Origin of the sequence: Flavobacterium algoriphilum, from assembly GCF_048158655.1 — a bacterium.
GTDB classification, from domain to species: domain Bacteria; phylum Bacteroidota; class Bacteroidia; order Flavobacteriales; family Flavobacteriaceae; genus Flavobacterium; species Flavobacterium algoriphilum.
On record NZ_JBLNKY010000008.1, the window covers coordinates 1 to 18,498 of the forward strand.

The window sequence follows — 18,498 nt, forward strand, 5'->3', positions numbered from 1 at the left end:
CATCATTAGTCTTAGAAACAAAAGTGGTATTTACTTTAGAAGAAACTACAGCCGCTCCATTTAGGGTGTCATTTGATAAAACATTAGAAAACGTTCCGCCCGTGTATCCATTTATTGAGGTAGTATCATTAACCGCATCAATAATCGGAGCAGTTACGGTTACCGAAACGGTAGCCTCGTCGCAATTAGTCGGATTAAGAATTTCACAGATTTCGTATACCAAAGAATAAGTTCCTGCAGGCGTACCTGAAGCAACTAGCACATCGGTACCAGAAAGTGTCACACCCGTTTTAGTTGAAGATACTAAAGTGGTATTTACTTTAGAAGAAACTACAGCCACTCCATTTAGCGTATCATTCGACAAAACATTAGAAAACGTTCCGCCCGTGTATCCATTTATTGAGGTAGTATCATTAACAGCATCAATAATTGGAATAGGATTATCAAAGCAAAGGGTGTTGTTATAAATTACACCTGTACTAAAACCAATTGCACCCTCAGTGGAAAGCATTCTACCTTCAAGATTTCCATTAGCTCCCATGGTGTTGGCACCATTATGCGCAATAAGAGTACCTTTCATAAACGTAAATGTACCCATTGAAATTGCTCCTTCTGCTACCCAAAACACATTACAACGACGTACACCATTACTCAAAATAACTTTAGACTGTGCTGCTGTTGTAAAAGCTCCTTTAAATTTAAAGATAAATAAGGCATTGGGATTTCCCTCTCCGTTTAAAGTAATTGTTCCGGCTAAAGATCCAGCTCCAGCAATGGAATAAACTCCTGCAGTTAAAGTTTCTCCACTTCCAAATGCAGGCGTATGTGAAGTATTTGTTGCAGGCGTGTTTAAAAGTTGAGTATAAGCCGCTTCTAAATCTATTTTAGCTTGTGCGGTTGTTGCATCAACATGATAAAATGAACCAGCTACAGTAGAACTTGCGAAACCGCTAATATCTCCAGCATTTGTTCCTATATCACCTACTATTCCTGAAGTGGCTGCGTTAGCGACTGCCCCAACGCTAGTAAATAGAGCAAAATTTGCAGCAGTTCCTAAAATATTATTGTTACAAGTGTTAACACAAGTAATTGGAATACTAATAGGACCGGCGGGTATGGTTGCCACACCAGGTCCAAAAGTAATAGCACCTTCAGTAGAAAGCATTCTACCTTCAATATTTCCTGAGCCTCCAATTGTTATGGCGCCAGGGTGCGCTATAAGTGTCCCTTTGGTAATGGACGATGAACCAATAGATATAGCACCTTCAGCGATCCAAAATACATTGCATGCACGGGCTCCATTTGCTAAAATAATTTTTGAACCTGCTGTTGAAGAAAATCCACCTTCAAATTTAATAACAAATGCGGCATTCGTATTTCCTTTAGCGTCTAAAGTTAGATCTCCTGCCAACGATCCTGCGCCTGCTATCAAGTAAACTCCGGCTTCAATGGTTTCTCCACTTCCAAATGCTGCAGTATGCGTGGTATTTGTTAGTGGAAGATCACTAAGATGAATATAAACCCGAAGTAAATCAATTTTAGCTTGTTTGGTTGTAGCATCGGCATTGTGAAATGCACCGAATGTAGATGCAGGTCCAAAACCACTGATAGCGCCTACATTTGTCCCTATATCACCGCGGTAAGTAGAATTACCTGTATTTGAAACTGCTCCGGTACCGGTATAAGCAGAAAAATTGGTAAGCGTTCCTAAGTTAAGTACCTGAGCAAAACTTATATTTGGAAATGATAATAAAGCAATAGTTATTAAACTATAGAATATTTTTTTTTTCATTTTATGTAAGTGTAGGTTAGAAATTTTCATTTTAGATTTGTACCAAATGAATTTCACATTGAATGATTTAAATATGATTTCTTGCAAACAATTTTTACTGTTGCTGAATCACTCTACGTGGTTATTTATCATTTTTTTGAATTGTTAATATGTGGTTTCTTGATCTAGATAATAATAGATTGAATCGATCGTGACCTAATGTTGATAGTAACGGAATAAATAATCTATTCCTGTTATGTTCCATAGCGCTAAATACTTCTTTCATTCTTGTTCTTATCTTTTTTTCTATTATGAGGCAAATTAAGATGTCCTTGTTGCTTACTTTATTTTTCATCTAATACTTTCTAACCGTTCTCTAAAGTTTTTCTAAAAAGCCTTCATTTGTTAATGGCTCTCTAAACACCTAAAGTGTTTTATAAACAGTATTTTAAACGATAATTTAGAACAAGTTTCACATCGCGTAAAACTACTTACATAAAATTGGTATCTATGATTTTATCTGTGAATAACCTAAATACCTGTTAAAAGGAGATTTCTTGTTAAAAAAAAACAAAAATTAAAATTTTTTTGCGTTTTTTTAAGACAATTTTAATTTATTTTTATTCTATTCTTCCTTTTTTTTGTAAAAATTTAACATTTCAAATTTATAATTTTTATTACCTAATTACAAGCTAAAAAAATGACAAAATGCATATTTGTCAGATTAAGTGTATTTTTAAGTGGTTTTATGTAAGAAATTTTTTGTTTTTTATAAAATGCTTATCATTTTTTTAAAAGACTATTAACTATAAAATATGTTTTATTAAAAACGAGATTTAAAAAATATTTTGTAATTTGTAATCTTAAAGAAATTAATGCAATGCCATTGATAAATAAAATTTGAAAGTATGAAAAATTTAATATTAATACGGCATGCAAAATCAAGTTGGGAAGCTCCGTTACATGATAAAGATCGACCTTTAACACAACAAGGAATGAAAGATGCTCATTTGGTATCTTCTAATATAAATGACTTTATTCCCAAAACATATATAGTATGGAGTAGCTCAGCTGAAAGAGCTTCAAAAACAGCAATGATTTTTGCTCAAAATATAACTTACCCTATAGAATCAATCGTTTACAAAGACGAACTTTATACTTTTGACGAAAATAAATTGGAGAAAGTTATCAAATCTTGTAATAATGATATAGAAAGTGTTATTCTTTTCGGACATAATGAGGCTATTACAAATTTTGTTAATAAATTTGGAGATACTTTTATTAATAATGTTCCTACATCAGGATTTGTGTCTTTACAATTTGATACAGACAACTGGAATGCTATTAAAAAAGGTAAAACAAAAAAAATAATATTTCCCAAAGAATTAAAATAAAAAAAGTGTTAGAACATAAATATATTGATAGAGAAAAAAGTTGGTTAGCGTTCAATGCACGAGTACTTCAGGAAGCCGCGGATGATTCAGTACCATTATTGGACAGATTGCGATTTTTAGGAATTTTTTCGAATAATCTGGATGAGTTTTTTAGAGTTCGTTTTGCTGCTATAAGAAGATTAAGCCTTTCAGGAATATCCGGGGAGAAATATCTTGGAGGTATATCTGCCCAACAATTAGTGAAAGATATTACCGAAATAGTAATTCAGCAACAATCCGAAAGTCTCCGAATTTTAAACATTATCGAAACTAAACTGGAAACAGAAAACATTTTCATTATTAATGAAAATGAAATTTCCAGAGAACAGGAAAATTTTTTAAAAGACTTTTTTATTCAAAAATTAAGTCCGGAATTAGTAACTATTATACTGAATGATTTAGCCGAATTTCCTTTATTGAAAGATACTTTAGGGTATTTAGCTGTAAAATTGGTAATGAATCATACCTCTGAAGTTCGATATGCAGTTATTGAAATTCCAAAAACAATTAATCGATTTGTTGTTTTGCCATCTAATACTGAAAAGCAATACGTAATCCTACTTGACGATGTTATAAGACATAATTTGAAAAGTATTTTTAATATTTTTGATTACCAAAGTGTGTCAGCACATATGATAAAAATTACCAGAGATGCTCAGTTAGACATTGATAGTGATTTGAGTAAAAGTATGATTGAGAAAATTTCTACAAGCGTAAAAGATAGAAGAATAGGGGAACCCGTTCGGTTTATTTATGATCAGTTAATAGAAAAAGACACACTCCATTTTTTTCTTGATAAGATGAAAATTGTCACTACGGACAGTATTATTCCTGGGGGTAGATATCATAACAGACGTGATTATATGAATTTTCCAAATCTTGGCAGATTCGATTTATTGTATCAAACTAACGAACCTTTGCCAATTCCTGGATTAAGCCTTGAAGGAAGTATATTAGAAAAAATCAGTACTAAAGATTATTTGTTAAATGCACCTTATCAATCTTTTTCATATCTCACTAAATTTTTACGGGAAGCGGCTCTTGATCCTAAAGTCACTTCGATTAAAATTACGTTATACCGATTGGCCAAAAATTCTCAAATTATTAGTTCACTAATTAATGCTGCCAAAAACGGAAAAAAAGTGACTGTTCAAATAGAATTACAAGCTCGTTTTGATGAAGCTTCTAATATTTCGTATGCAGAGCAAATGAAAACCGAAGGAATTGAACTTATTTTTGGAATAAAAGGGCTGAAAGTTCATAGTAAAATATGCGTTATCGAAAGAACTGAAAATGATAAAATAAAACGTTATGGTTTTATTTCTACCGGAAATTTTAATGAATCAACCGCAAAAGTCTATACTGATGTGACTCTTTTTACAAGTCACCAACAAATTCTAAAAGATATTACAAAAATTTTCGAATTTTTCGATATTAATTATAGAGTACACAGATACAAACATCTTATTGTTTCTCCTCATTACACCCGAACTAGATTTTATAAACTGATAGATAGAGAAATTTTGCATGCTTCAGCAGGGAGAAAAACCCATATAAAATTAAAAATGAATAGTTTGTCCGATTTTAAAATGATTGATAAATTATATGAAGCCAGTAACGCGGGAGTAAAAATACAACTCGAAATTAGAGGGATTTGTTCATTGATACCTGGAATTCCTGGGATGAGCGAAAATATAGAAGCAATAAGTATTGTAGATAATTATCTGGAACATTCCAGAATTTATATTTTTGGGAATGCTGGACAAACGGAAGTTTACATTTCCTCAGCTGATTTTATGACTAGAAATCTGGATGGACGAGTCGAAGTTACGTGTCCTATTTATGATCAGGAAATAAAGAATGAACTCATAGATAATTTTGACTTAGGTTGGAAAGGAAATGTAAAAGCGAGATATCATTCCTTTAAATTAGATAATAAATATAGAGTACGAAATAATAATCCAGTTTTTAGAGCGCAATTAGAGACTTATAAATATTATCGAAATAAAATTGACGTTTTAGAAGAAATTGTTTAAAAAGTAGTTTCATATTTGCTATTGTCCTCGAATAAAATAAGAAACTATATTCAAATCATAAATCAAGAATGATTAAAATAAAAAAATATGCTGCAATAGACATCGGTTCAAATGCGATGCGTTTATTGATTGTAAATATTGTTGAGCAAGCCGGAAAAGAACCCCAATTCAATAAAAGTTCCCTTGTACGTGTACCAATTCGTTTGGGTCAGGATGCTTTTACAGTTGGTGAAATTTCTCAAGAGAATATGGAAAGAATGTGTGATGCCATGAAAGCATTCAATCTATTGATGAAAGTACATAAAGTAGAACGTTATATGGCATTTGCAACTTCGGCGATGCGAGAAGCATACAACGGTAAAGAAGTTGTAGCAATGATTAAGAAAAAAGCGGATATCAAAATAGAAATCATTGATGGAAAAAAAGAAGCAGCAATAATAGCATCAACTGATTTGCACCATTTGTTAAAAACAGATCAAACGTATCTTTTTGTGGATGTTGGTGGTGGAAGCACGGAATTTACCTTGTTTTCCAATGGTAAAATGATAAATTCGAGATCATTCAAAGCAGGAACAGTCCGATTGTTAAATGATATGGTTTGCGAGGTTGTTTGGGATGAAATTGAAAAATGGATAAAGACAAATACTCAAGAATATGATGATGTTACTTTGATAGGTTCCGGTGGAAATATCAATAAACTTTTCAAGTTGTCAGGAAAAATGCAAGAAAAACCTTTGTCTTACATTTACATGAATTCTCAATATGCTTTCTTGAATTCGCTTTCTTACGAACAAAGAATTTCAGAATTAGGATTAAATCCGGATCGTGCCGATGTAATTCTTCCAGCAACAAGAATTTATCTAAATGCAATGAAATGGAGCGGAGCAAGAAATATTTATGTGCCTAAAATTGGACTTTCTGATGGTATTGTAAAAGCGATGTATTACGGTAAAATATAAATTTAAAATGAAAAACACTTGAGGCTTTTAATAATGGTGTTTTGGCTATCATAATTACCATTATGATACTGGAAATAAAAGTTCCGGAAGGAGAAAATTGCAGCGCTTTAATATCGTTTTTCCCTAAATTTATTAGTTACTATTGAGTTTTGTTGATGTAATTGATGTTATAGTAGCAATGATGTTATGCCTATACAAGAATTGAAAAAAATATCAATTTTAAAGAATAATCGATCTTTAATTGCATAAGATTATGCATCTAAATCTAATCCAAATGTTGTTCGTAAAAGTTCAATATTTGGATTTATTTCAAGAAGCCTGTTGTAGCGGTCTTGATCATTAAAGTTTCTTTTGCTTTCGACACTTTCATTAACAATAACTTCGATTGTAATATCATGATTATGCAAATGCCCTTTCAAATGTCCTAAAAGACCATTTAATTCTTTTTCAAAATCTAATTTAGAACCTTCATTTGGTAATTCAATTGTGATGGCAGTTCCATTTAATTTAGGATCGTTAATAAGTAATAACGATTCCATAATTTTATATCCTTTGTCCCCTAAACGTTGTGCATATTTATTCCAATACAATAACATTTCAGTTTCAGTGAATGATTCAGTTGGTAAATGAACCACTTCTTTTACTATTCCTTTATTACTTTCTTCTAATGCTTTTTTGGCCCGAATACTAGATAATGAAAAAGCCGAAACCTTTAACTCATTTGATTGTGGAATGTCAATTTTTATTACAGCAGTAGGAACTGGAATTATAGAAGGAATAAAAGCTTCTGGTTTTTTTTCCTGAAGTGATACAATTGGAGTATTTACAATGTTTTCTGTCTTAACTTTTGTGCTTTCTACAATAGAATAATCGTTCTTTCTAAAATAAGTAGGAGGGATTATAAATTGCTCAACTTTTTTTTTTCTCCATCAAAAGTGATAGAGGCAAGTTGCATTAGACAAAGTTCAACGAGAAGTCTTTGATTCTGACTCAGTTTGTATTTTAAATCACAATCATTCGCAATTTCCATTCCTTTTAAAAGAAAGTCTTGGCTGGATTTTTGCGCTTGCACGCCATACATTTGTTGTGCTTGTTCCCCAACTTCTAATAAAGATAAAGTAGCAGGTGTTTTAGAAACTAATAAATCTCTAAAATGCGAAGCTAATCCGGATACAAAATGATGCGCATCAAATCCTTTGGAAAGGATTTCGTTGAAAGCAATTAGTAAATCTGGAATTTTATTATCCAGAATCAAATCGGTTACATTAATGTATGTTTCGTAATCCAAAACATTCAAGTTTTCCGTAACAGCCTGACGTGTTAAGTCTTTTCCACAAAAAGAAACTACTCTGTCAAAAATAGATAAAGCGTCACGCATAGCTCCATCTGCTTTTTGAGCAATGATATGCAAAGCGTCGTCTTCAAAATTAACACCTTGACTGGTAGCTACTTCGGCAAGATGTTCTTTGGCATCTTTTACAGTAATTCTTTTGAAATCAAATATTTGACAACGAGAAAGTATCGTTGGAATAATTTTATGTTTTTCGGTCGTAGCCAATATAAAAATGGCATGCTTTGGCGGTTCTTCCAATGTTTTTAAGAAAGCATTAAAAGCTGCCGAAGACAACATGTGAACCTCATCAATGATATACACTTTGTATTGTCCCGTTTGTGGCGGAATACGGACTTGGTCAATTAAATTCCTGATATCATCAACTGAATTGTTGGAAGCAGCATCTAATTCGAAAACATTAAAAGCGAAATCTTCATTTGGATCATCGTATCCAGGCTGATTAATTTTTCGAGCTAGAATACGGGCGCAAGTTGTTTTGCCAACCCCACGAGGCCCTGTGAATAGTAGGGCAGAAGCAAGATGATTGCTTTCTATGGCATTCAATAAAGTATTGGTAATGGCTTTTTGTCCTACAACATCTTTAAATGTTTGAGGACGATATTTACGAGCCGACACAACAAATTGTTCCATAGAATTTTTATTCGAAAGCAAATATAGGTTTTAATTTAACGATGAAAAAATTTAAGTATTGAAAGATTTTATAATTTTTAAATTAATGTTTTATTACAAAATCGCTAGCCTAGATTACTTCGCTGTACTCTAATTTTCATAAGAGTTCAGGGCTAGAAAGATTGCATCGGAAAGCTGGAAATAGCTCTTGAAAAATTATAATTTCATGAATGTAAAGCTCTTGAAGAATTCGAAAATTTCAAACCTGATAAAGGATATGCAGGTACACCTTTTTGTTGTATCAATACTTTAAATTTTAGTCCCATATCTACCAATAATCTATAATTCATGATTGATACCTGCTTTGCCGTTTGCAAATTGGCCTGACTATTTTTTAAAGAGACGTCTTGATATTCTTTAAACCCAAGAGCCAATAAAAAACTGGCTTGGTCCACTACTCCACAACAATCTATTCCAAATTGTGAACCCCAATGCGATATTGCAGAAAAGTTGATGTGTGTTGTTATGTCTTGTTGTCCAATAAATTGATATGGATTGTCGTTTTTGTGGTGTTTGTAATAACATAAAAGCGTACCACAACTCCTGCGATTGTTGTATAAATCAGATGATAATGAACCATAATCGATAGTAATTACATACCCTTTATGTAAAGATTTAGAAATTTCTTTGATCCATGATAGGGCTTCCAAATTAATTTCCGTACGAAATCCTTCGGGCAATTTTATATTTAATGCTATTAGATAATCGGTGAGTTCTTTTTTTGAAGGTTTTAAAATTTCAATAAAATTTTCTTTATAGTCCACAAAAACTTCTTTAAGTTCTTTTTCCATAATTACCTGATGAACAGAGAAATTATCAATTAATTCATTGGATAAAATACAGCCATTAATTTCACCAATATCTTGAATTGAGCTGTGCCAACTCACTTTTTCATGCAGATGTTTCTTTTGAATTTCCCTCATGCTGGTACTTTTCTCAATAATGCAGTAGGTTAGATCCTTATATAATGGACTGTTGTTCTTGAGATAATCTAAAATATCATGACACAATAAACCTGTACCGGCTCCATATTCAACAATTTTGAAAGGCTTTTTTTCTAAGTTTTGCCACATTTCTTCGATTTGGCGCCCGATCATGGCTCCAAAAGCCGCAGTAAGATTGGCGCTGGTATAAAAATCACCATCTGCCCCAATCTTGTCTTGAGCAGAATTATAATATCCTAATTCAGGATAATACAATGCCATTTCCATAAAATCCCGAAAAGATAATGGACCTTCTTTTTTTATTCGTTCTATTATTATTTCGGAAAGTAACATCGGATTTATAAATTAAATCGTGAAGTTTTTTCATAAATAAATTACAGGTAGCCACCCATATAACTAAAAAAGACCCAAAATAAACCAAGTTTTTGTTTATTTGTTTCTTCCCTTAATAATGATATCATTCAAAACTCGTGCAGCATCATTCTCGGAATTTGCAGCAAAACCAGCTACAAACACCCCTTTTTTACCGGAACTGGATTTTATACCATAAACTGTTGCTTCATCATCAGGGTTACTGTCTCCTTCATATCGATAGATGTGTTGAATTTCATAGCGATGTGGATTTTTGATAATATCTTCCTCATGAAGATTAAAATCAAACGTAAATCCCATTTCACTCAAATCATCTAAGGCTTTAGAAACACTGGCATAATGATAAATATTTGACATAATACTAAATTTATAGTTAATGTTTAAAGGTAACTATTTTATTATGAATTCATTGTCAAAGAGTTGTTAAAGTAAATAATCTAAAACCCAAAAAAAGAATTAAATATCGTAAATTCGCACCGCAGACCGCCTTATCGTTTTATGTTGAACTTGTTTCAATACCTGATCTCAGGTTCCGAATCGAGTTCGGTGTAAAGAGGAAAGTCCGGACACCATAGGGAAGCATAACGGGTAACGCCCGTCGGGTTGAGCAATCAATTCAGGACAAGTGCAACAGAAAGTATGTACAGGTAATGCTGTAGTGAAACCAGGTAAACTCTATGCGGTGAAATATCAAGTATATCAGCATTTAAGGGCTTCTCGTCCGTTGTTGAAGGGTAGATAGCTTGAACTTATGAGTAATTATAAGTCTAGATAAATGATAAGGCTCCGATTTTTTCGGTGACAGAATCCGGCTTATAGGTCTGCATTTTTTTATTTTTTTGCTCTGAAGGCTCAAAGACACTACCTTTTTTTCTCATTTTTATACTTTATCTCTTTAGGATTATTTGTCAATCGCTCATTTTCTTTGAGCCTTTTTGCATTTGTGGCAAGTTTGATTAATATCTTTGGGGGTTCACTTTTCAAATAGCGCTAATAATCGACTTATTAATATGAAAACAAGAATAGGAATTTTAGGATTAGGTGGAGTAGGTGGTTATTTCGGTGGATTATTGGCCAAAACTTACTTTGATTCGGATGTAATAGAAATTATATTTATTGCTCGTGGTGAAACCCAAAAAGCAATTGCCCAAAATGGATTGAAAATTATTTCTGACACTAATGAAACAACTGTTTTCCCTAATTTGGTTTCAAATAATCCAAATGAAATCGGGAATCTCGATTACCTAATTTGTGCCACTAAAACCTATGATATAGAATCAAGTTTTAAATCTATAAAAAATTGTATTACTCCAGATACGGTAATTCTTCCTTTATATAATGGTGTTGATGCTACGGAACGCATACAGAAATTATTTCCTGAAACTACCATATTACAAGGTTGTGTTTACATTGTTTCGATGATTGTTTCTCCGGGAATTATCAAGAAAATTGGCGTCTATGAAAAACTATTTTTTGGTTCTAAAAATACTCTAGTTTCTAAATTAAATGAGTTGCAATCCATTCTCGAAAAATCTGCTATCGAAAGTTATCAAGTTGAAAATATTGAAGAAACGATTTGGGAAAAATTCATTTTTATTTCGGCTTTGGCTTCGGCTACTTCGTATTTAAATCAGAATATTGGAGGAATTTTAAACAATTCAGTTAACAAAGCAATTTATATTTCATTGTTAAATGAGATTGGTTCAGTCGCTATCGCAAAAGGTTTAGCGATGCCAAATGATATTGTTGCCCAAACGATTATTAAACTCGAAAAAACACCAAAAGATGCCACTTCGTCAATGCATCGGGATTTTTTAGCAAATCGAAAAACGGAAGTAACTTCTTTGACGGAATATGTGGTAAATGAAGGTCTGAAATATGGTGTTACAACTCCTACCTATCAGAGGATATTTGAAAAATTATCAAAATAATACTAAATTATTCTTCTTCTCCATCGTTTTGGTCTGATTCATTTTCAGAATTTTCCTCTTGATTACTTGAACCTATTTCGAAGAAACTAAAAATAGAACCACCGTAACTTTTCTGAAACGAAAAGTGAATCATGTGATCCAGTTTAGTATATTTAGAATGTTCGATGACCATCATTCCTTCTTCATTAAGCAATTCTTTTTCGAAAACTAATAAGATGATTTTCTCGAAAGTTTTTTGGTCCAAAGCATAAGGCGGATCTGCAAAAATAATATCGTACGAGGTTTTACATCTTTCTAAATAAGCAAAAACATCACTTTTAGTAGCTGCAATATTAAAATCATATTCGGCTGCAACTTGCTTGATGAATTTTACACAACCAAAATCACCATCAACAGATGTGATTGGCGTGCTTCCTCGTGAGGCAAATTCGAAACTGATATTTCCGGTTCCTGCGAATAAATCTAGTATTTTAAGCCCTTCAAAACTGAAATGGTTGTTCAAAACATTGAATAATGCTTCTTTAGACATATCGGTAGTGGGACGAACGGGAAGTCCTTTTGGTGGAAAAATGCGTCTTCCTTTGTATTTTCCTGAAATGATTCTCATGAGTTGAAAAGTATAAAATGATTTCTGTTTTCGGCCTCAGAAAAATAATTGTTCCATCGCAAATCTTCCACATCAATAAGGGAAACGTTGCGAATGTATTTGTAAGCGATTTTGAAATAATCACTTTCGGTATCAATATTTCCGATTAGTTCCAATGGGAAGTTTTCGGGATTTAAATTCAATTGTTCAGCAGTAAATAAGATGTAATACAAGAAATCTTCGGGCGTGCTAAAATCAAAAGAATTGAAAAGTAATAATTTTTGGTTCTGAACCACAATGATTTCAAAATGGCCAGAATTGATGTGAATGAACATCTTTTTATCATCCTTATTTTTGGATGCAACCAGTAATTTGGAAACCAAAATGCTATTGGCATGTTTGTAATCGAAAGAACCAAATTGGTCAATAAAAAAATTATTGATATTCACATACGGAATATAAACCGCATTCATTTGATAGTTCGGAATTTCGTCAAAAGCAAGAAAATCGGTTTCAAAAACCTTGGTATTGTATTGCAAATAACTCCCTAAAAAGTTCTCGTCAAAAAGAGCTGTAGGAACAAGTGTCGAAAGATTATTATTGTGAATCACCAAAATTTCATCATAAGAATCCTTTAATATTGGATAATCTCGAAATGCATCACCGAATAATTCTTCAATTTTTGTGGCTTTATTAAACGTATCAAAATGCACTTCGTTAAATGAAGTTACCGTATTGTTTAGTGTGTCAAAACAACAAAAAGAAAGTCCAGTCAACGAAACTTGAATGGACAGTTTTTTATATTTTTTTTCGGTGATGTTCGTATTTTGTATTGACATAATTTGATTTTCAACCCATTTCTACCTTATATATAGTACAAGAATTAAATGCGGTCACAAACTTACAATTTTTTTTGATTCTAATGCCAATTTATGCAATTGCCTCGATTTTCATACTTATATTTGATGTTCATTTATAGCAATCAACTTCACATGAATTCCTCCTTGTTTTACAGTCTTTTACAGAGAAAATTTCCTTTTCAGCCCACTTATAAACAAGATATTTTTTTTCAGAAAATTGCTATTTTTTTAACTGAAGCTGATAATAAGACTATTTTCGTTTTAAAAGGATATGCTGGAACTGGAAAAACGACCGTAATTTCTACGATTGTAAATAGTTTATTGGACATTAATAAAAAATATGTCTTGTTGGCGCCAACAGGTCGTGCTGCAAAAGTGATTGCCAATTATTCGAACAAACCGGCTTTTACGATTCATAAAAAAATCTACTTTCCGAAAAAATCTTCTGGTGGTGGTGTTTCGTTTACATTGCAACAAAACAAACACAAGAACACGATTTTCATAGTTGATGAAGCTTCGATGATTTCGGATACCAATTCTGATTCTAAGTTATATGAAACCGGTTCTTTGCTTGATGATTTGATTTCGTATGTTTATTCGGGAACTAATTGTAAGATGATATTATTGGGAGATACCGCTCAGTTGCCTCCGGTGAATTTAGATATTAGCCCAGCTTTGGACATCCGTACTTTGGGGATGAATTATGATAAAGAAGTGGAACATATCGAGCTAGACGAAGTCATGCGTCAAGAAGAAAATTCTGGGATTTTGCATAACGCAACGGAGCTTCGGGAATTATTGAAAGATTCCTTTATTGACGAATTCAAATTTGATGTCAAGAAATTTAAAGATATTGTTCGTTTGACCGATGGGTACGATATTCAGGATGCCATCAATTCCGCCTACAGTAATTATAGTATTGAAGATACCGCTTTTATTGTTCGTTCCAATAAAAGGGCGAATCAGTATAATGAGCAGATCAGGACTAAGATCCTCGATAAAGAAAGTGAACTTTCAACGGGTGACTTTTTGATGGTAGTAAAGAATAATTATTTTTGGTTGAAAGATTCGGATGAAGCCGGATTTATTGCTAATGGTGATATTATCGAAATATTAGAAATTTTCAATATCAAAGAATTATATGGTTTTAAGTTTGCCAAAGTAAAAATTAGAATGATTGATTACCCCAATCAGATTCCGTTTGAAACGGTTTTACTGATGGACACTATAAAAAGTGAATCGCCATCGTTAACTTATGAAGAATCCAACCGATTGTATCAGGAAGTGTTGAAAGATTATGAAGGCGAAACCAAATTCAAGCAATTCGAAAAAGTAAAAGCTAACGAATATTTCAATGGTTTACAGGTGAAATTCTCGTATGCGATTACGTGTCATAAATCACAAGGAGGGCAATGGAACACCGTTTTTATTGAACAACCGTATTTACCGGATGGTATCAATAGAGATTATATTCGCTGGTTATATACCGCAATGACCCGGGCCAAAAATAAATTATATTTGATAGGTTTTAAAGATGAGAATTTTGTGGAGTAAATTTTTTTTAAAAAATTGAAATGAATACATTAAACGACTTACATAAAATGTCAAGTTCTTTTTCGAATACCGAAAAAATGCCGGTACTGTTTTTGGGACACGGAAGCCCGATGAACGCGATTGAAGAAAATCAGTTTGTGACTGGTTTTAGAAACTTGGCTAAAACCTTACCACAACCGAATGCCATTTTGTGTATTTCGGCGCATTGGTTTACCAAAGGGACAAAGGTTACCGCAATGGAAATGCCACGAACGATTCACGACTTTGGCGGTTTTCCACAAGAATTATTTGAGATGCAATATCCAGCGAATGGAAGCCCGGAATTAGCATTGGAAACAAAACAATTATTATCACCATTAGAAGTAGAGCTGGACGAACACTGGGGTTTAGATCACGGTGCTTGGAGTGTCATTAAACATTTATATCCCGAAGCGAATGTTCCCGTGATTCAGTTGAGTATTGATTACACAAAATCCGGGCAATACCATTTTGAGTTGGCTCAGAAACTAAGTGCCTTGCGAACTAAAGGAATCCTGATTGTAGGTAGTGGCAATATTGTGCATAATTTGAGATTGGTCGATTATCACAATTTTGATAAAGACAATTACGGGTACGATTGGGCAATTGAAGCAAAGGAAACGGTAAATAATTATTTATTGGAAGGGAATTTCCAACCGCTGATTGATTTTGAAAAACAGAGTAAAGCGTTTCGATTAGCGATTCCTACGCCCGAACATTATTTACCTTTACTATATACCTTGGGATTAAAAGGAAAATCGGAAGAACTGAGTTTGTTTAATGATAAGTTATTGGCAGGTTCGTTGAGCATGACATCAGTAAAGATTATGTAGATTTACTTATTTATTTTTTTGAAGCACAAATTCAAGCGTATCTACAAAAGCCCCATCGATTCCGTTGTCGATTTCAAAAGTCTGGTAGGAGGGATCAGCCATCAGCTGTAAATTTTCTAATTGAAGTGCATCTATTTTTGCAACATATTGCCCCGATTTTAAACCCAAAAAACTAAAATAACCATCAGGTTCCGAAAGAATACTGGTAATTAATGTATTGTGCAGATCATAAATAGAGACTTTTAAACCTCCAGTTCCCAAGAGTTGCTTCTTTTCTTTTCGATACACCATTCCAGAGACTTCTCCAACAACTACAACCGGAATTTCAATTATTTTTAATTGATTGGGATTTAATGTACAATTTAAAGTTTTGTTTTTTATGCGCCAAGCAATAGAATTAACTTTGTTGGTATTAAGCTCCACGTAATTTTTAATATAGGGTTCTAATCCGGTTATAATGGTGGTTCCATCGGGATTGACAAGCTGACGGTCACCGCCCATTAATACAATTTTCACTCCTTTTACCAAAGGTTCTTTGGTATCTCTTTTTCCATTTCCGTTGATGTCTAAAAACGGAACAAATTTTACACTCGCTCTGCCCACACTTATTCGGTTATTAAAACGTACAAAATTAGCTTGGGGTTCAAAGATTAAGCTTCCGCTGGCAGATTGCGAAAATGAAGCACTGTTTTTATAAAAAATACTTGAAAATCCGGTATTTATATGATCGAAATTGTGTGTAAAACTAATTTGAAAACTACTATTTCGGTTCTTAAAATTATAATCTAAAGAGGCTTGAATAAAGCCGTTTTTAAAAATTGGCTTTCTCAATTGTGTTTGCAATGTCGTCATGGCATTGACATCATATCCATAACGCAATTGGGGAACAAGGACAAAATTTTCAGGAAGTTGTAACGATGTAGAAATATTGCTGTACACCAATGGTTTATGGTTTTCGCTAAAAAAGGCATTGGTCGTAAAATTAAAATTAAAACCAAACGAATTTCCCGAGAGTAATAATTCGGAAGTGGTGAATTGAGTAGTGCTAAATAGGTTTTGTTGAATGGTAAATCGGGAATTCCCTGAAAAAAAAGAATTGCGAATCGGCATCGAAATACTTGCTTTCCGAATTTCGGAATAATTGAATCGAACAGCTTGTTGGTTCTTATCGTATTTGCTATAATCAAATTCAAATCTAATGTTTTTCGCAGTGGTGTAGTTTAAATTTAGTTCATAAAGCACTTTGCCATAATAACTCCCCATAAAAAACAATTGGGAAGCCAATCTAATGGAAGAATTTAAAAAAGGAATAATTTTATTAGATTCAAATGAGGAAACATATTCTGCTCCACCGCCCAGCGTAACATGATTGGAAAGGCCATAATTTACTTTTGCATTGCTAAAAATACTCCCTTTTCCATCCTCAATAATCCCGGAACTAATAGTGTATTCTATTTCCTTTTTGGGAACAAAAAGCGCAGGAACTACAAATTGATTGCTAAATAACTGCTCTTCGCCCCAAGGTCCATAATATCGGAGTGTAACTTCGGTACGACCGTACATTAAAGGAACGTTGAACGAAAAGAAACCGTTGGCATCTGCCTGAAGATAATCAATTAATACATTGTTGATGTAGAGTTCCACCGTCCAATTGGCCTGGGTATGATCGCTCAAGATATACGTGCCAAAAGATTTTCTTATTTGGGTAGAGGCATTCGTGATCTGAGCTCCGATAATAGGAAACAAAATTGTCGCTTTGGAAGGAGCTGAAATTTTTCCTAAAGTGAACTGCTTAATATATTTGTTTTCATTGTTCACATAGCGCCATCGATAAAACTGGTTTTTGGCCACTATGGGTTGGTTGCTGGTGTAATTTAGCAAAGTGGTCAATTCACCTCCAGCTACAATGCCGCCTAAACTGAGGAGTAATCGTTCTGAATGACTTCCTTCAGATTGTTGTATGGTATTAACAGCCCAATTAGCTGTTCCAAAATGAAGTAGTGGTTTGTCACGTACGATAGTTGTGTCCGCTTTAAATTCCATTTTCATTTTGTTGATGTTATCGCGCATTTCTAGCAATCTGGCTTCTCTAATGGCGGGAAGTTCGAGTTTTGAGACCATTTCAACGGATAAACTCCTAAAGATAAAATTATTTTCGAGCCCAAATATTTGATTGAAATAAGAAGCGTTTAAAAATAAATTTGTTTTGGTACGAATAAAATCACTTGATTTCAGGGTGTAAACCTCATCTTTGTAGCTAATGGTGTTGGTGTTTTGGTCAATTTTGAAGGTGTTATTTTGATTAATAAAAAAACCTTCAATATTAGTGAAATTAGAATTGGGTATATTTCGTATTTTAATATAATCCAAAACTTCGGATACCGAAAGATAGACTTTAGAACCACATATTACCGAGGAAATTTCGCTGGCACCAATGTATTTTACCTTTAGCAGCACTAAAACTTCATCACAATCTTCCTCTTGTGCCGCACCAGAAAAGGATATCGTGCATAGCAGTAAAAGGTACAGGATAGAAGACAATTTAGTCATAAAGAGCGAAGAGAAAGGAAGTCCTTTTGCTAAAGGAAATTAATTTTAAGAACGGGTTTCGGTTTGGTAAAGTTGGAGATTTTAACCAAAAAAATTGATACGAAGCACTTAGTCGTCACTTTAAGCAAACCGTTAGGTATTAGGACTTTTGTCAGACTGGTTGTGAATCATTGTCCTTAATGAGTTGTCGTTTATATAATATTAATTAGAATTTGTTTGTCCTTAAGTATTTTCAATTCGAATTTTAACTAAAAAATCTGTCAAAGTTCTTGTAAAGGTGTCAAGTTCAGTGACTGAATCTTTTAAATAAATACTAATACTTTCTAACTCTTCTTTTGATATATTGTGAGAATCCACATGATTAATCAGACCTTGGATTCTGCATATAGGACTTCGAACTTGATGGGATACTTTAAAGAGCACCTCAGTAATGGAATTTAGGTGTTTCTCTTTTTCTGTATCTTTTTGTATCCTTATGTCTTTGTATCGAAGAATAATAAAGTAAGATATCCAGATAGTAAGAATTGATAAGGCTCGGTTAGTAAAAACACTATAATGCACCTCGGTATTATAATAAAAGGCTGTGTCAATTATAGTTAATGTAGTCGATAGGATAGCAAATGTAATT

At 33.1% G+C, this 18,498-nt stretch carries 15 protein-coding genes and 1 other RNA gene; 8 read left to right on the top strand and 8 right to left on the bottom strand.

The window, feature by feature from the left end:
- Positions 1–1,792, bottom strand: a 1,792-nt coding sequence (locus ACM55G_RS13090) for an ice-binding family protein (protein WP_416844387.1), incomplete at its 3' end; no start/stop codon positions are given.
- Positions 1,793–2,679: 887 nt separating this feature from the next.
- On the opposite strand from ACM55G_RS13090, the gene ACM55G_RS13095 reads away from it, so the two are divergent.
- The 4 genes from ACM55G_RS13095 (at position 2,680) to ACM55G_RS13110 (ending at position 6,345) form a co-directional block, all read left to right on the top strand.
- The gene (locus ACM55G_RS13095) at positions 2,680–3,165 is read left to right on the top strand and encodes a SixA phosphatase family protein (RefSeq protein WP_416844388.1); all 486 of its coding nucleotides are present in this window, start codon (positions 2,680–2,682) and stop codon (positions 3,163–3,165) included.
- 5 nt (positions 3,166–3,170) lie between these two features.
- Positions 3,171–5,240 (top strand): polyphosphate kinase 1, encoded by a 2,070-nt coding sequence (gene ppk1, locus ACM55G_RS13100; RefSeq protein WP_416844389.1) that lies wholly within the window; start codon positions 3,171–3,173, stop codon positions 5,238–5,240.
- A 68-nt stretch (positions 5,241–5,308) separates the two neighbouring features.
- Positions 5,309–6,199, top strand: coding sequence for a Ppx/GppA phosphatase family protein (locus ACM55G_RS13105; protein ID WP_416844390.1), 891 nt, complete (start codon positions 5,309–5,311; stop codon positions 6,197–6,199).
- Positions 6,200–6,261: 62 nt separating this feature from the next.
- The gene (locus ACM55G_RS13110) at positions 6,262–6,345 is read left to right on the top strand and encodes a TMEM175 family protein (RefSeq protein ID WP_416844555.1); all 84 of its coding nucleotides are present in this window, start codon (positions 6,262–6,264) and stop codon (positions 6,343–6,345) included.
- A gap of 105 nt (positions 6,346–6,450) precedes the next feature.
- Here the strand turns inward: ACM55G_RS13110 and ACM55G_RS13115 are convergent, their stop codons facing one another.
- From ACM55G_RS13115 to ACM55G_RS13130, 4 genes are all read right to left on the bottom strand, one after another.
- On the bottom strand, positions 6,451–6,834 hold the full coding sequence (locus tag ACM55G_RS13115; RefSeq protein WP_416844391.1) for a DNA polymerase III: 384 nt from the start codon (positions 6,832–6,834) through the stop codon (positions 6,451–6,453).
- Between the two features lie 263 nt (positions 6,835–7,097).
- A complete protein-coding gene (gene dnaX, locus ACM55G_RS13120; RefSeq protein WP_416844392.1) occupies positions 7,098–8,183 on the bottom strand; it encodes a DNA polymerase III subunit gamma/tau in 1,086 nt (361 codons plus the stop codon).
- Positions 8,184–8,386: 203 nt separating this feature from the next.
- A complete protein-coding gene (locus ACM55G_RS13125; protein WP_416844393.1) occupies positions 8,387–9,499 on the bottom strand; it encodes a class I SAM-dependent methyltransferase in 1,113 nt (370 codons plus the stop codon).
- Between the two features lie 96 nt (positions 9,500–9,595).
- Entirely contained in the window at positions 9,596–9,895 is a 300-nt protein-coding gene (locus tag ACM55G_RS13130; RefSeq protein WP_416844394.1) for a hypothetical protein, read from the bottom strand.
- Between the two features lie 118 nt (positions 9,896–10,013).
- On the opposite strand from ACM55G_RS13130, the gene rnpB reads away from it, so the two are divergent.
- Together rnpB and ACM55G_RS13140 are read left to right on the top strand one after the other, a co-directional pair.
- Positions 10,014–10,370, top strand: an RNA gene (gene rnpB, locus ACM55G_RS13135) — RNase P RNA component class A.
- A gap of 178 nt (positions 10,371–10,548) precedes the next feature.
- Complete coding sequence (locus tag ACM55G_RS13140; protein ID WP_416844395.1) at positions 10,549–11,469, top strand: ketopantoate reductase family protein; 921 nt, start codon at positions 10,549–10,551, stop codon at positions 11,467–11,469.
- 7 nt (positions 11,470–11,476) lie between these two features.
- Here ACM55G_RS13140 and ACM55G_RS13145 read toward each other — a convergent pair whose 3' ends face one another.
- The gene (locus tag ACM55G_RS13145; protein ID WP_416844396.1) at positions 11,477–12,076 is read right to left on the bottom strand and encodes an RsmD family RNA methyltransferase; all 600 of its coding nucleotides are present in this window, start codon (positions 12,074–12,076) and stop codon (positions 11,477–11,479) included.
- Positions 12,073–12,894: a DUF3822 family protein gene (locus ACM55G_RS13150; RefSeq protein WP_416844397.1), complete on the bottom strand. Its 822-nt coding sequence runs from the start codon at positions 12,892–12,894 to the stop codon at positions 12,073–12,075. Before ACM55G_RS13150 ends, ACM55G_RS13145 begins: the two co-directional genes overlap by 4 nt.
- 153 nt (positions 12,895–13,047) lie before the next feature.
- Between ACM55G_RS13150 and ACM55G_RS13155 the strand changes: the two genes are divergently transcribed.
- Together ACM55G_RS13155 and ygiD are read left to right on the top strand one after the other, a co-directional pair.
- Complete coding sequence (locus tag ACM55G_RS13155; protein WP_416844556.1) at positions 13,048–14,469, top strand: ATP-dependent DNA helicase; 1,422 nt, start codon at positions 13,048–13,050, stop codon at positions 14,467–14,469.
- A 20-nt stretch (positions 14,470–14,489) separates the two neighbouring features.
- Entirely contained in the window at positions 14,490–15,320 is an 831-nt protein-coding gene (ygiD, locus tag ACM55G_RS13160) for a 4,5-DOPA-extradiol-dioxygenase (RefSeq protein ID WP_416844398.1), read from the top strand.
- A 6-nt stretch (positions 15,321–15,326) separates the two neighbouring features.
- Here the strand turns inward: ygiD and ACM55G_RS13165 are convergent, their stop codons facing one another.
- Entirely contained in the window at positions 15,327–17,861 is a 2,535-nt protein-coding gene (locus ACM55G_RS13165; RefSeq protein WP_416844399.1) for a fimbria/pilus outer membrane usher protein, read from the bottom strand.
- Positions 17,862–18,498 lie beyond the last annotated feature (637 nt).

What these genes read in the sequence shown, in the direction of transcription:
- ACM55G_RS13125 (WP_416844393.1), bottom strand. Translation starts at nt 9,499, where the DNA reads ATGTTACTTTCCGAAATAATAATAGAACGAATAAAAAAAGAAGGTCCA.
- ACM55G_RS13150 (WP_416844397.1), bottom strand. Translation starts at nt 12,894, where the DNA reads ATGTCAATACAAAATACGAACATCACCGAAAAAAAATATAAAAAACTG.
- ACM55G_RS13145 (WP_416844396.1), bottom strand. Translation starts at nt 12,076, where the DNA reads ATGAGAATCATTTCAGGAAAATACAAAGGAAGACGCATTTTTCCACCA.
- ACM55G_RS13140 (WP_416844395.1), top strand. Translation starts at nt 10,549, where the DNA reads ATGAAAACAAGAATAGGAATTTTAGGATTAGGTGGAGTAGGTGGTTAT.
- ACM55G_RS13095 (WP_416844388.1), top strand. Translation starts at nt 2,680, where the DNA reads ATGAAAAATTTAATATTAATACGGCATGCAAAATCAAGTTGGGAAGCT.
- ACM55G_RS13110 (WP_416844555.1), top strand. Translation starts at nt 6,262, where the DNA reads ATGATACTGGAAATAAAAGTTCCGGAAGGAGAAAATTGCAGCGCTTTA.
- ACM55G_RS13155 (WP_416844556.1), top strand. Translation starts at nt 13,048, where the DNA reads ATGAATTCCTCCTTGTTTTACAGTCTTTTACAGAGAAAATTTCCTTTT.
- ACM55G_RS13130 (WP_416844394.1), bottom strand. Translation starts at nt 9,895, where the DNA reads ATGTCAAATATTTATCATTATGCCAGTGTTTCTAAAGCCTTAGATGAT.
- ACM55G_RS13105 (WP_416844390.1), top strand. Translation starts at nt 5,309, where the DNA reads ATGATTAAAATAAAAAAATATGCTGCAATAGACATCGGTTCAAATGCG.
- dnaX (WP_416844392.1), bottom strand. Translation starts at nt 8,183, where the DNA reads ATGGAACAATTTGTTGTGTCGGCTCGTAAATATCGTCCTCAAACATTT.
- ygiD (WP_416844398.1), top strand. Translation starts at nt 14,490, where the DNA reads ATGAATACATTAAACGACTTACATAAAATGTCAAGTTCTTTTTCGAAT.